This window comes from Streptomyces sp. PA03-5A (assembly GCF_033792725.1).
GTDB lineage: Bacteria > Actinomycetota > Actinomycetes > Streptomycetales > Streptomycetaceae > Actinacidiphila.
Genome location: NZ_JARAVL010000017.1, coordinates 127,971 through 140,750, shown reverse-complemented (window position 1 = coordinate 140,750; position 12,780 = coordinate 127,971). Strand labels below are relative to the sequence as shown.

Below are 12,780 nucleotides of genomic sequence, written 5' to 3'. Positions count from 1 at the left end.
ACATGCTTCGGCCAGGAGTCCGTACGTGAGGCACGACCACGACCCGCCGCTCAGGGAGCGGGTGGACGCCGCGCGCAACCGCGCCGCGATACTCAAGGCAGCCGCCCGTCTCTTCGCCGAACACGGCGCGGACGGCGTCTCCATGGACCGGGTCGCCGTCGCGGCGGGCGTCGGCAAGGGCACCGTGTACCGCCGCTTCGGCGACCGGTCCGGACTGGCCTCCGCGCTCCTGGCCGCCCGCGAACGCGAACTGCGGGAAGCCGTCCTCGACGGCCCGCCCCCACTCGGCCCCGGAGCCCCGGCCGAGGACCGCCTCGCGGCGTTCGTCACCGCCTACTTCGACCACGTGGCCGGGCACCTGGACCTCCTCCGCGCCTCCCAGACCGCGCACCCGGGCGCGCGCCACCGCACCGCCGCCTACCGCTTCTGGCACGACCACCTGACGACCCTGCTCGCCACCACGCCCGACCCGCCCACCCTCGCCCACACCCTCCTCGCCGCCCTGTCCGCGGACCACGTCGGCGCCCTCCTCCCCGAACTGGGCGCCCACAGGATGCGCACGAGCCTGATCCGCCTGGGCGTGGCCTGCTGCGCCGAGCAGGGCGCACCGCCGGGCCCGGCACTCCCACGGCGCTAGACGCGCTCCAGGGGCCGGTGCGGGGTGGGCGGGAGTTCGGCCTCGACGGGGTCCTGGGGGCGGACGACTCCGCCGCGGAGGACCACGCCCATGACGCCGGACTTGAAGGTGAACTCCCCCGACACCGGGTCCAGGGCGAACATCTCGCCGAGCAGGCCCTTGCGGAAGTCGTTGATCTTCGAGCAGGGGTTGCGCAGCCCCGTCACCTCCACCACGGCCTCGTCGCCGAGGTGCAGCAGGGTGCCGGTGGGCAGGCCCAGCAGGTCCACGCCGCGGGTGGTGATGTTCTCGCCGAGCCGGCCGGCCGAGATGCCGAAGCCCTTGAGCGCGAGCTCGTCGAAGAGTTCCTCGTGCATCAGGTGGACCTGGCGCAGGTTCGGCAGGTCGGGCTCGTAGGTCATCCGGAACTGGTGGCGGATCGTCTCGCCCGCGTGGACGTCCCCTTCGACGCCGAGCCCGGCGAGCAGCGTGACGGAGTCACGGTTGGGCTTGCTGAAGGCGTACGTCGCGTGGCGGCTCACCGCCGTGACCCGGCCGGCCATGTCCCATCCCCACCTGTCCTCGGTCCGCGTGGCAGGCCGATCCTAGCCTCGAGCTTTCACGAGGTGGGCTGCCCGTACGCGATCAGCCCCCGCCACCGGCCCTGGACCGCGGTGATTAGGCTGGCGCGGTGACTGATGAGCAGGAGCGGGTCCAGCCGTCGGGAGTGTGGGCCACGGCTGTGGGGGTGGCCAGGGTGCGCGCGCTGGAGACCGAACGGGAGAACGCGCTGTTCCGGGACCCACTGGCACAGGCCTTCGCCACCGCCGGCGGCCTGTGGCCCTCCTCGCCACCGCCCGGTGACGAGACCGCGCGACGCCGCCGGCTGGCCGTGTCGTTCTCCATCGTCATCAGGACGAAGTTCCTCGACGACCTGTTGCAGCAGGCCTCCGCGTCCGGGGTCCGGCAGGTCGTGCTGCTCGGCGCCGGCATGGACAGCCGGGCCTTCCGGATGGACTGGCCCGAGGGCACCCGGCTGTTCGAGGTCGACACCGCCGCGCCACTGGACTTCAAGGCTTCGGTGCTGCGCCAGGAGCGGGCCGTCGCACGCTGCGAGCGGATCACCGTCGCGGTGGATCTGCGTGAGGACTGGCCGGGCGCGCTGGCCGCCGCAGGGCACGACCCGGCCCTGCCGACCGTGTGGATCGCCGAGGGACTGCTGATCTATCTGCCCGAGGACGCGGTGGAGCTGCTGCTGGCCCGGATCAGCGCGCAGTCGGCGCCAGGCAGTCGGATGGGGCTGACCTTGGGCTCGCGCGGCGTAATCGAGCGCTTCGGCGCGGACGCCGTGCCGGGATCGGCGGCGTCCATGTGGGTCTCGGAGATGCCCGACGACCCGGTGGGCTGGCTGGCCGGGCACGGCTGGGAGGCCGGCAGCCACACCCTGCGCGAGCGCGCTGCCGCCTACGGCCGCCCGATCGGCACCCCGCCGCAGAGCGAGGAACGGCCCGGCGGACTGATCTCGGCGGTCCGCCGGTAGAGCGCGTTCCGGTTCCCTGACGACCGACGGACCGTCACGAAGCACCAAGGCTGGATACTCGGACCGTGGACAGCTACGCGGGGGCGGCGACGCTCGAGTGGTGGGCCAACCGGTCGACGTGCCTGGGCTCGTTCGAGGTGCACGTCGAGATCGAGGTCGCCGGCTCCACCTGGACCTGCCGGGCGACACTCGCCGGCCCTCCCTCGGGGGACGAGAAGGAGGGGTTCGACTTCCTGATGGCCCTCGACCCGGTCTTCACCCTGCGCCTCGACGCGAACGGCACGCTCCTGGTCGACGTCACCGAGGTGCACGACGGAGGGCGGCTCGCCCTCACCGCGCACGAGGCAGCGGAATCAATCGGCTCCCGGCAGTTGTGGCACTAGGTCGTGTCGTCAAAGGAGCTCCCCCAGCTCCGCTGGCGGTGCCCCCAGGTGCGGTGCATCGCAAGGCGGAGAGTCGTCCTCGTAGTGGGCTACTCGGACGATTCGACAACTCCCCCGGGCCGAAGGCTGGGGGAGTGCCGTGCCTGGGGGCACCTCCCAGCGCCGGCTGGGGGAGCGTCGCGGGGCAGGCGGCAATTTGACGACACGGCCTCGCACCCGTTCAGTGGCCCACCGGGTCGGCCTGCACTCGCCACCATCTCTGTTCGAGATGACCGGCATCATGATTCAGCTCGACGCGGGCGCCCGGTCACGGCTCAACAGCGCCTTCATGGCGCCCTTCTTCGCGGGTGGCGCACTCGGCTCCCGGCTCGGGTCGCTCGCCTACCACGCCGGCGGCCGGACGGCGGTGAGCGTCCTCGGTGCCGCCCTGCCGCTGATCTCCCTCGCCTACTGGGCGACGGAGCGCCGCCCCGCCCGCAAGGACACCGCGGCCACGGACGCGCCGGCCGTGATCCGGTGACGCCCCTGGTCGGCGGGCCCCACCGTGCTCATCCCGTCGTCTCCGCCGCCGTCCGGGGGGTGATGTGCCGCAGCAGCGCCTCGACCGCGGGCGACATGTCCCCCCGGCGGCGGACCACCATGACCTTCCAGGCGGGGGCGTGCTGCACGAACCGGCGTACGGAGAGGTCCGGGAACCGGGCCGCGATCGACGCCGGCATGATGCACACCCCGAGGTCGTGCCGGACCAGCTCGGACGCCGCCACGATGTCGTTCACCTCGAACACCGTGGACCGCTCCACGGCGGCGGCCCGGAAGGCCCGGTCCACCGAGTAGCGAATGGCCCAGCCGGGCAGGAAGTCCACGAAGGGCATGCCGGAGATCTCGTCGAGGCGCACCAGGTCCTCCTCGGCGAAGGCACGCGTCGGCGAGGACACCAGCAGCATCTCCTCGCGCGACAGCAGACGGGTCACCAGCCCCCGTTGCTGCTGCCGGTCGAGCGCCACCACGCCGAGGTCCACCGTGCCCTCGCTCAGCGCCTGCCGGACGTTGGCCACCGGTGCCTGCTGCAGACGTACGCTCACCCCGGGGTGCTCCGCGCGCAGCCCCGCCAGGGCGCGGTGCAGGCCGGCCCAGACGCCCTGCATGATGGCGACCGTCACGCGTCCGCGCACCTCACCCCGTACGGCGTCGACCACCGCTCGCGCCTCCTCGGCCGCGCGGAGCGCCGCACGGGCGGCGGGCACGAACGCCTCCCCCGCCGGGGTCAGCGACACGTGGTGCGTGGTCCGGTCGAACAAGGCGCTGCCCAGTTCCTTCTCCAGCGCCCGCACCGTGCCGGACACCGCGGACTGCACCACGTGCAGCCGCTGCGCCGCCGCCGTGAACCCGCCCTCCTCGGCGACCGCGACCACCACTTCCATCTGCCGTAGGTCCATGCGAACCGCCGCCGTCCCTTTCCCGTGGCCCGAACCGGGCGGTCATCTCCACCGGTGATGACCCACGCTGTCCAGCATCGCATCGGGTGACCGGAGCGCACGGCGACGTCACGGCTGCCCGGCACCCTGCGAGCACGGCACTCACCGCGAAGCGGCCGATCCACAGGGTGACCGGCACGGGGAATCACCCCGCCGGGAACAGCATCGCCTCGCGTGAAGTTGCACAAACCACCACATACCAGCACGGACGGCACCCACTCCGAGGCGAATGCCCATGCGAGCGGAGCAGCACATCGTGACACCGGACGCCGACATCGCCTTCTGGGACGAGGGGGACGGCGAGGCGGTACTGCTCGTCCACGCCTCCTTCGGCGCCGACTGGTTCGCACCGCTCGCCGGGCTGCTCCCCGGCTTGCGGGTCGTACGCACCCATCGCGCCGGGTACGGCCGGAGCCGGGACCTGAGCGGCCGGCTGGGCGTCACCGACCACGCCCGGCACCTCGCGGAGGTGCTCCACGCCCGGGGATCGGGCAGGCGCACGTGGTCGGCCACTCGACCGGCGGCACCATCACCCTGCAACTGGCCGCCGCGTACCCGGAGCTCGTCTGGTCGATGGTGCTGCTGGAACCGGCGTTCCCGTACGCCCCCGACGAGCCGGAGAGCGACGCCATGCGCCGGGCCGTCGCCGCCGCGGAGGAGGGCGACCTGGCGCGGGCCTACGGCTTCTTCCCGGGGAGCGTGTGCGCCCCCGGCTACCTGGGCGTCATGACCCGTGCGCTCGGCACGGAGGGCTTCAGGAGGTCGGTGCTCAGCGGCAGGTACTTCTTCGACCACGAGCGCGCGGCGTTCGCCGCGTGGGACGCCGACGCCGCCGGCCTCGACGGCCTGCCGCAGCCGGTGCTCCTGGTGGCGGGCGGCGAGGGGGAGCGCCTCAACAGCCCCTACCGGGCTCGGAACCGCGCGCTGGCCGGACGGCTCGCCCGGGCCCGGCAGGTGACGCTCCCGGGCGTCAGCCACGCGATGCCCCTGGAGGACCCCTCCCTCGTCGCGTGGACCGTCCTCGACTTCATCCGGCGTCACCCCGTCGAGGCGGGGCATCGGCCGTCGGGGTGACGCTCCGCCCGCGTGACGCGTCGCAGCGGCGACAGCGCGACGGCGGGCGCTTGCATCAGCACATGGCGACCGTACCCATCCCGCTGCGCACCCCGTTCACCGACCTCGTCGGCTGCGACGTGCCGATCCAGCTGGCCGGCATGGGCTGGGTGAGCGGGCTGGACCTCGCCGACGCGGTGTCCGCGGCAGGGGCGCTCGGCATGGTGGGCTACCCGATGGTGCCACCGCCCGTGCTCACCGACCTGCTCGACGCGGTACGGCGGCGCACCTCCCGCCCTGTGGGGGTCAACTTCATCCTGCCGCTGCTCGAGGACGAGGCGTGCGTCGACGTCGCCGCGGAGCGGATGCCGGTCGTCGAGTTCTTCTACGCGGATCCCGTCCCCCGCCTGGTCACCCGTGCCAAGCGCGGCGGGGCGCTGGCCGCCTGGCAGGTGGGTTCGGTCGAGGAGGCCCGGGCCGCGGCCGACGCCGGGTGCGACTTCGTCGTCGTCCAGGGCAGGGAGGCGGGCGGTCACGTGCGCGGGGTACGGCCCCTGCTCCCGCTCCTCGACGAGGTGCTCGACGCGGTCGACGTCCCCGTCGTCGCGGCGGGCGGCATCGGCGCCGCGCGGTCCCTCGCCGCGGTGCTGGCCGCCGGGGCGCACGCGGCCCGTATCGGCACGCGGTTCGTCGCCACGCACGAGTCCGATGCGCACCCGCGGTACAAGGAGGCCCTGATCAGGGCGGGTGCCGGCGACACCGTGCTGACGACGCAGTTCTCGACCGGATGGCCGGACGCGCCGCACCGCGTCCTGTCGGAGTGCGTCGAGCGCGCACGCGCCCTGGACACCGACATCGCCGGCGAGGCGGTACTGGGCGGCGTGCCCGTACCCGTCCCGGCGTCCAGCCCGTTCTGCCCGCTCCGGACCACGACCGGGCATCTGGACGCGATGGCCCTCTACGCGGGCGAGGCGGTCGGCACGGTCTCCCGCATCGAGTCGGCCCTCGACGTCGTCCGCGAACTCGCCGACGGGGCCGCCCGGCTGCTGTGCAAGGCGTCCGGCGGCATCGGCAAGGAGCCCGCCTGAGCACCGTACGATGCGCGTGTGCGCTACTTGGCGGAGTCCTTCGCTGTCGGGGCCCTGAGACGGGGCCGTCCGGTGGAACAGTTCCTCGGGCCGATCGGTGCGCCCGAGCGCCCTGGCGTCAGGGTCGTCGAGGTCCGGCCGGCGAAAGCGGTGTACGAGGTCCACGTCCACGACCTCGAGGACGTCGGGCACGCGACCTTCATGGACCTGGTCGAGTTTCCGCCGCTCGACCCGGAAGCGGAGGAGGAGGCGTTCGGCCGCCTCGTCGGCACCGCCGACGATCCGCTGGCCGCGCTGGTGACCGCTGAGGAGCGCACGGGTGCGCTGCGGTCGCGCTGGGTCAACCAAGGCATCGTGCAGGACGAGTACGGGGACTTCGTAGCGGCGGGCCGGCCCGCGCTCATGCGCCCGGACGGGCAGCCGTGGCCCGCCGGCAGCCGCTGACGGGCCCGGCCCGCCCGGGGCCGCTTGACCGGCTCACTGTCAGACCCGTGCACCAAGATGCGGCACATGACGACAGTGATCGCTGCCCCGCTGATGTCCCGTGAGGACTACCGCTCCGCCGTCGACACGGCCCTGCAGGCGTGCGCCGCCTACTACGCCGACGGGACGAGCCCGCTCGACGACGCCGCGTACGACCTGCTGGCCGGGCGCATCCGCGACTACGAGCTGGACCACCCCGAGGACGTCCGGGAGGACTCCCCAACGGGCAAGGTGGGCGGTGGCGCCGCCCCGGCGGGCGATGTCGCCCACACCGTTCCCATGTTGTCCCTCGACAATGTGTTCAGCCCCGAGGAACTGGTGAAGTGGGACGCGTCCGTCGCCCGCCGGCTGGGCGCGCCGGTTCAGGGCGGCTACGTCACCGAGCCCAAGCTGGACGGCGCGGCCGTCGCCGCCCGGTACGTGGACGGGCGCCTGACACAGCTCGTCACCCGGGGCGACGGCACCACCGGCGAGGACGTCTCCCATGCGATCAGGTCGATCGTGGGCCTGCCCCTGGAGCTGAACTCACCGGCCACCTTCGAGGTGCGCGGGGAAGTCCTGCTCACCCGGGAGCAGTTCGCGGCGGCCAACGCCATACGCACGGCCCACGGGGCGAAGGTCTTCTCCAACCCGCGCAACGGCACGGCCGGGACGCTGCGCGCCAAGGACCGCCCCTACGTGATCGAGACGACCTTCTACGCGTACGGCGTGGTCGGCCTGCCCGCTGACACGCACACGGAGATGATGGAGGCGGTCGCCGCCGCCGGGGTGCAGACCACGGCCGCGACACCGGCCGGGCCGCGCGTCTGCAGCACGGTGGAGGAGGTGCAGCGCCGCGTCGACGAGATCGCCGGGCTGCGCGCGGAGCTGCCGTTCGGCATCGACGGCGTCGTCATCAAGGCCGATGCGGTCGCCGAGCAGGAGAAGGCCGGGTTCGCCACCCGCCACCCGCACTGGGCGACGGCGTACAAACTCGCCGCCGCCGTACGGCAGTCGAAGCTCCTCGCGGTGGAGTGGAACGTCGGACGCACCGGCATCATCGCGCCGCGGGCCGTGCTGGAGCCGGTCGAGGTCGACGGCAGCGTCGTCAGGTACGCGACGCTGCACAACCCGAAGTTCATCCGCGACAGCGGCATGATGATCGGCGACACCGTCATGGTGTGGAAGGCCGGCGACATCATCCCCCGCATCGAGGCACCCGTGGTGGAACTGCGCACGGGCGACGAGACGCCCGTGGTGTTCCCCGAGTCGTGCCCGACGTGCGGCGGCGAGATCGACACCTCCGGCGAACGGTGGGAGTGCGCGGGCGGCACTGGCGGCGGATGCGGGCTGCTCGCCGCGCTGCGGTACGCCGTGGGCCGCGACCAGCTGGACATCGACGGTCTCGGCATCACCTACCTGGAGGCCCTCGTCGACGGCGGCGCGGTCGCCGACGTGGCCGACCTGTTCGGCCTCACACGTGGGCAACTGGTCGACGCGACCCGCAGCGAGAAGCGCGCCGACACCGTGGTGGCGCAGATCGAGGCGGCCAGGGCCAAGCCCCTCAACCGGGTGTTCTGCGCGCTCGGCATCGTCCGCACCGGCCGTACGCTGTCACGGGAGATCGCCCGCCACTTCGGCACGATGGACGCGATACGCGCCGCCGACGCCGACGCCCTGGCCGCGGTGCACAAGCTCCCGGCGGCCAACGCCCCCAAGATCGCGGCCCACATCGCGGCCATGGGACCCGTCATCGACAAGCTCGTCGCCGCGGGCGTCACCATGACCGAGCCCGTGGCGCCGGCCGCCGCCGCCACGCCAGGCGAGGCCAAACCCCTGGACGGTCAGGTCGTCGTCATCACGGGCGGCATGAACGGGCCCCTCGCCGGCAGGAACCGCAACGAGATGAACGAGCTCGTCAGCAACGCCGGCGGCACCTCCTCCGGCAGCGTGTCGAAGAAGACCACCATCCTCGTCGCGGGCCAGGGCGCGGGCTCCAAGCTCGCCAAGGCCCAGGAACTGGGCACGAGGGTGCTCACCGAGCAGGAGTTCGCGGACCTGGTCGCCGACTACCTCGTCTAGGGATCCGGGGTACCCGCCCTGGGCGGGGGGATCGCCGACCCGCGTCAGCCGAGGCGGGTGAGCTTCGAGCCGATCGACGGCGAGGACAGGTGGCGGCCGAGGGCGACGGGGACCTTGACGGCGCTGTCGTCGTCCCCGACGGTGAGGGTGCCGAGGGGGGCGCCGGCCGGCGCCGCGTGCGGGACGCCCTTCTCGGGGGCGTGCAGGGAGAGGCGGACCTTCAGTCCGCTCCAGCCGATCGCCTGGACGTCCTCGGCCGCCATGACCTCGGTGCGGCCGCCGAGGCCGTCGTCCACGTAGCCGACGACCTCACCCTTCCTGACCACCGTGTCCGAGGCGAGGGCGCCCAGCGCGGCCTGGAGCAGGGTGTTGCTGCGGCCCAGCACCGTGTCGAGGATGTCGGCCTTGTGCTGCCCCAGCATCGCTCCGATGACGAGCTGCTGCGTGCCGCCGAACTCACGGACCGCCGCGAAGAGGAGGTTGCCGCCCGCCTTGGTGCTGCTGCCGGTCTTGATGCCGACGACGCCGCCGGAGCCGACGAGCTGGTTGACGTTCCTCTGGACGTCGCCGTTCAGGTCCGTGTACCGGGCCTTGGCGGCGAGTTCCGCGAAGACCTCGTCCTTCATCGCCGCGTGCGCCAGCTTGACCTGGTCGCTCGCGGTGCTGACGGTGGTCGCCTCCAGGCCGCTCGGGTCGGTGTACGTCGTGTCGTCCATCCCGAGCTCCCTGGCGGTGGCGTTCATCTTCCTCACGAACGCCTCCTCCGTCCCCGCGTCCCAACGGGCCAGCAGGCGGGCGATGTTGTTGGCCGAGGGCAGCATGACGGCCTCCAGCGCCTCGTACTCGCTGAGCTTCTGCCCTGCGGTGACCTTGACGACGGACTCCCCCTCCGTCTGCCCGCTGCCGAACTGGTCCTCGGCCTTGCGGTCGACCTCGACGGTCTTGCCCTCGCCGTCGTCCCCGATGGGGTGGTCGCGCAGGATGACGTAGGCCGTCATCACCTTCGCGACGCTCGCGATCGGCACCGGCCGCTGCACGCCGAACGTACCGATCCGGCCCAGCCCTTCGGCTTCCAGGACCGCTTGGCCCTCGGCGGGCCACGGCAGCGACGGTCCGTCGCCGCCGAAGGTGTAGGAGGGCGCCGCGGTCAGCTTCAGCGTGGGCGCCGGCAGCGGGCGCAGCGCCTGGACCACGCAGAAGACCAGCGCCAGCAGCACGACCACCGGAAGCCAGAGCCTCACCGGGCTCACGGGGGTGCGCTCCTCCGCGACCGGTGGCGGGGGCGGGGGCGGCGGAGGAGGGTTCGTCAGCTCGTCCAGCAGGGTCCGGCCCTCGCCGGCGGGCACGGAGGGCCCCACCGCGCTGTTCGCCTCGTCCGGGTCCGCCGTCCGCCCCGACGACTCCTGCTGATCCGCACCGCCGGGAGACTCGCCCGCCACGCCGACCTCCTCCACGACACTCCGCTGCCGAACCCCAGTTTCCGGACCGTGGCGGCCACGGCATCATGAGCGCCGCCAAAGGGGTGCCCGCCCTTCCGGTGGTGGCGGCAACCCGGGCGATATACGTTCGAAGAGGTGCGTTCGAAGAGGTCGAGGAGGCAGGACGGACGGCCACCGGCTGCCGTGGCGGGCCGTGAGCGCGCGTCCCAGCCCCGAGACCCCACGCCGGGAAGGTGCCTCCATGAAGGTCCAAGGGTGCGTTGCCCTCGTCACCGGAGCCAACCGCGGGCTCGGTGAGCAGTTCGTGCGGGCGCTCTTCGAGGCCGGGGCCGCCAAGGTCTACGCGGGAGCCCGCGACCCCGCGAAGGTCGCCGTCCCCGGCGCCGTCCCGATCGCGGTGGACATCACCGACCAGGATTCGGTCCGTGCCGCGGCCGAGCAGGCCGGGGACGTGACGTTCCTGATCAACAACGCGGGCTCGACGACCCGTGCCAATGTCCTCACCGCCGACCTCGACGCGTTCCGTACGGAATTCGAGACGCACGTCCTCGGCACCCTCGCCATGAGCAGGGCGTTCGCGCCGGTCCTCGGGCGCAACGGGGGCGGCGCGATCGTCAACGTGCTCTCCGTGCTGTCCTGGGTCTCCATCCCGCGCACCGCCGGGTACGCCGCCGCCAAGTCCGCCGAATGGTCGATCACCAACGCCCTGCGGGTGGCGCTCGCCGAGCAGGGCACGCAGGTCACCGCGCTCCACGTCAGCTACCTCGCGACGGAGATGGCTGCCGCCGTGAGCGGTCCGAAGGCCGATCCCGCCGCGGTGGCCCGCGCCACCCTCGACGGCGTGGCGGCCGGAGCGGACGAGGTGCTCGCCGACGACGTCACCCGGAAGGTCCAGGCGGCCCTGCCCGGCGGCCCCGGCCAGCTCTACCCGCAGCTGCGCGGCGGCGAGCCGCTGGTCTGACCCCCACCCGACGGGACGGACGGCTGGCCAAACCGGAGGTGCCCATGACGGACGGCAAGGCGTCGCACGACCCCCCTGACCTCGCCGGCCAGACCGTCGTGGTGATCGGGGCCAGCGCGGGCATCGGCTTCGAGACCGCGCGCCGCGTACGGGCCGGTGGCGGCGAGGTGGTGCTGGTCGGGCGCAACCCCGAGCGGCTGCGGAAGGCCGCGGACGAGCTCCGGCCCCTGAGCACGGCGGCCTTCGACGCCACCGACACCGACCGTCTCGAGGAGTTCTTCCAGGGCCTGCCCGGCACGGTCGACCACGTGCTGCTCACGGCCGGCAGCCCCTTCTACATGCCGCTCGCCGACATGGACCTCGGGGAGGCACGCCGCCACTTCAGCGAACGTCTGGCCATGACCTTGGCGGTGGCGCTCTACAGCGCCGACAAGGTCCGCCCCGGCGGCACGCTGCTGTTCATCGGCGGCACCGGCGGCCGGCACCCCGGCGTCGGCCTGGCCGTGACCTCCGCGCTCACCGCCGCCCTTCCCGCCCTCACCGCGAACCTGGCGCTCGAGCTGGCGCCGATCCGCGTGAACCTCGTCGCCGCCGGCTTCGTGGACACCGCCCTGTCGGCGTCGCTCCTGGGTGACCAACTCGAGGCCCGGCGCGAGGAACTGCGCGCCAAGCTGCCCATCCGGCGGGTCGTCGGCCCGGCGGACGTCGCCGCCCTGGCCACCCACATCATGTGCAACGACGCGCTCACCGGCGGGACGTACGACATCGACGGCGGCCAGAACCTCATCGCGCACTGACTCCAGGAGGCCGGCAGTCATGATCACATGGTTCATCACCGGCGCGGCCCGCGGATTCGGCCTGGAGATCGCACGTCAGGCGCTGGAACGCGGCGACCGCGTCGTGGCGACGGCACGCGACCCCCGGGACGTGGAGAAGGCGCTCTCCGCCTACGGCGACCGGGTGCTCGCGGTCGCGCTGGACGTGACCGACGAGCCGCAGGCCCGTGCGGCGGTCGACGCGGCCGTGTACGCCTTCGGCAGGATCGACGTCCTGGTCAACAACGCGGGCCGCGGTGTCCTGGGAGCGGTCGAGGAGACCTCCGACGCGGCGTTCCGGTCGGTGTACGAGACGAACGTCTTCGGTCTGGCCAACGTCACCCGCGCCGTCCTACCGGTCATGCGCCGGCAGCGGTCGGGCCGCATCCTCAACCTCAGCTCCATCGGCGGTTTCCGAGGCGCGCCGGGCTTCGGCGTCTACTGCTCCACCAAGTTCGCGGTGGAGGGGCTCTCCGAGGCCCTCCACGACGAACTGGCCCCGCTGGGCATCCACGTCGTCATCGTCGAGCCGGGTTATTTCCGCACCGACTTCCTCGACGCGACCAGCCTGCACACCGAGGGTCAGGTGATCGCCGACTACGCCGCCACCGCGGGTGCGGTGCGCGACGCCGTCCCCGGCCTCAACCACGGCCAGCCGGGGGACCCGGTCAAGGGCGCCCGGGCCATGATCGAGCTCGCCGACTCCGACCACCCGCCGATGCGGGCCCAATTGGGCAGCGACTGCGCCGCCGCGATGGACGGCAAGATCGTCCAGCTCCGCAAGGAAGCGGACACCTGGCGGGCCCTGGCCCTGTCCACCGACCACGACGACACCAAGTCCGTGGTCTGAGCCGCGGGTTGCGCTC

14 protein-coding genes are annotated in these 12,780 nt (G+C 73.0%); 11 read left to right on the top strand and 3 right to left on the bottom strand.

Annotated elements, in window-relative coordinates; genetic code table 11:
• The first annotated feature begins 25 nt into the window (after positions 1 to 25).
• Entirely contained in the window at positions 26 to 637 is a 612-nt protein-coding gene (locus PV410_RS22370) for a TetR/AcrR family transcriptional regulator (RefSeq protein WP_500327086.1), read from the top strand.
• On the opposite strand, the gene PV410_RS22365 is transcribed toward PV410_RS22370, so the two are convergent.
• The gene (locus PV410_RS22365) at positions 634 to 1,179 is read right to left on the bottom strand and encodes an MOSC domain-containing protein (protein WP_500327085.1); all 546 of its coding nucleotides are present in this window, start codon (positions 1,177 to 1,179) and stop codon (positions 634 to 636) included. The two genes, PV410_RS22370 and PV410_RS22365, sit on opposite strands and share 4 nt — an antisense overlap.
• 164 nt (positions 1,180 to 1,343) lie before the next feature.
• Between PV410_RS22365 and PV410_RS22360 the strand changes: the two genes are divergently transcribed.
• From PV410_RS22360 to PV410_RS22350, 3 genes are all read left to right on the top strand, one after another.
• A complete protein-coding gene (locus PV410_RS22360) occupies positions 1,344 to 2,156 on the top strand; it encodes a class I SAM-dependent methyltransferase (RefSeq protein WP_500327193.1) in 813 nt (270 codons plus the stop codon).
• 65 nt (positions 2,157 to 2,221) lie between these two features.
• Complete coding sequence (locus PV410_RS22355) at positions 2,222 to 2,539, top strand: hypothetical protein (protein WP_500327083.1); 318 nt, start codon at positions 2,222 to 2,224, stop codon at positions 2,537 to 2,539.
• A gap of 280 nt (positions 2,540 to 2,819) precedes the next feature.
• Positions 2,820 to 3,059 carry a hypothetical protein gene (locus PV410_RS22350; RefSeq protein ID WP_500327082.1) on the top strand — a complete coding sequence of 80 codons (240 nt, stop codon included), beginning with the start codon at positions 2,820 to 2,822 and terminating at the stop codon, positions 3,057 to 3,059.
• A 28-nt stretch (positions 3,060 to 3,087) separates the two neighbouring features.
• Here the strand turns inward: PV410_RS22350 and PV410_RS22345 are convergent, their stop codons facing one another.
• Complete coding sequence (locus PV410_RS22345; RefSeq protein ID WP_500327080.1) at positions 3,088 to 3,975, bottom strand: LysR family transcriptional regulator; 888 nt, start codon at positions 3,973 to 3,975, stop codon at positions 3,088 to 3,090.
• Positions 3,976 to 4,188: 213 nt separating this feature from the next.
• On the opposite strand from PV410_RS22345, the gene PV410_RS22340 reads away from it, so the two are divergent.
• The 4 genes from PV410_RS22340 to ligA all read left to right on the top strand — a co-directional run bounded on the left by PV410_RS22340 (position 4,189) and on the right by ligA (position 8,699).
• A complete protein-coding gene (locus tag PV410_RS22340) occupies positions 4,189 to 5,088 on the top strand; it encodes an alpha/beta fold hydrolase (RefSeq protein ID WP_500327078.1) in 900 nt (299 codons plus the stop codon).
• Between the two features lie 62 nt (positions 5,089 to 5,150).
• Positions 5,151 to 6,155 (top strand): NAD(P)H-dependent flavin oxidoreductase, encoded by a 1,005-nt coding sequence (locus tag PV410_RS22335; RefSeq protein WP_500327076.1) that lies wholly within the window; start codon positions 5,151 to 5,153, stop codon positions 6,153 to 6,155.
• An 18-nt stretch (positions 6,156 to 6,173) separates the two neighbouring features.
• Positions 6,174 to 6,599: a hypothetical protein gene (locus PV410_RS22330; RefSeq protein ID WP_500327074.1), complete on the top strand. Its 426-nt coding sequence runs from the start codon at positions 6,174 to 6,176 to the stop codon at positions 6,597 to 6,599.
• A 66-nt stretch (positions 6,600 to 6,665) separates the two neighbouring features.
• Positions 6,666 to 8,699 carry an NAD-dependent DNA ligase LigA gene (gene ligA, locus PV410_RS22325; protein ID WP_500327073.1) on the top strand — a complete coding sequence of 678 codons (2,034 nt, stop codon included), beginning with the start codon at positions 6,666 to 6,668 and terminating at the stop codon, positions 8,697 to 8,699.
• A 44-nt stretch (positions 8,700 to 8,743) separates the two neighbouring features.
• On the opposite strand, the gene PV410_RS22320 is transcribed toward ligA, so the two are convergent.
• The gene (locus tag PV410_RS22320; protein WP_500327071.1) at positions 8,744 to 10,138 is read right to left on the bottom strand and encodes a D-alanyl-D-alanine carboxypeptidase family protein; all 1,395 of its coding nucleotides are present in this window, start codon (positions 10,136 to 10,138) and stop codon (positions 8,744 to 8,746) included.
• Between the two features lie 241 nt (positions 10,139 to 10,379).
• Here PV410_RS22320 and PV410_RS22315 point away from each other — a divergent pair, with 241 nt between their 5' ends.
• Genes PV410_RS22315 through PV410_RS22305 form a run of 3 tightly spaced genes read left to right on the top strand, consistent with a single transcriptional unit; the run spans position 10,380 to position 12,764 of the window.
• Entirely contained in the window at positions 10,380 to 11,099 is a 720-nt protein-coding gene (locus tag PV410_RS22315; protein ID WP_500327069.1) for an SDR family oxidoreductase, read from the top strand.
• A gap of 44 nt (positions 11,100 to 11,143) precedes the next feature.
• The gene (locus tag PV410_RS22310; protein ID WP_500327067.1) at positions 11,144 to 11,896 is read left to right on the top strand and encodes an SDR family oxidoreductase; all 753 of its coding nucleotides are present in this window, start codon (positions 11,144 to 11,146) and stop codon (positions 11,894 to 11,896) included.
• A gap of 19 nt (positions 11,897 to 11,915) precedes the next feature.
• Positions 11,916 to 12,764, top strand: a complete 849-nt coding sequence (locus tag PV410_RS22305; RefSeq protein ID WP_500327065.1) for an oxidoreductase — start codon at positions 11,916 to 11,918, stop codon at positions 12,762 to 12,764.
• The last annotated feature ends 16 nt before the right edge of the window (positions 12,765 to 12,780 follow it).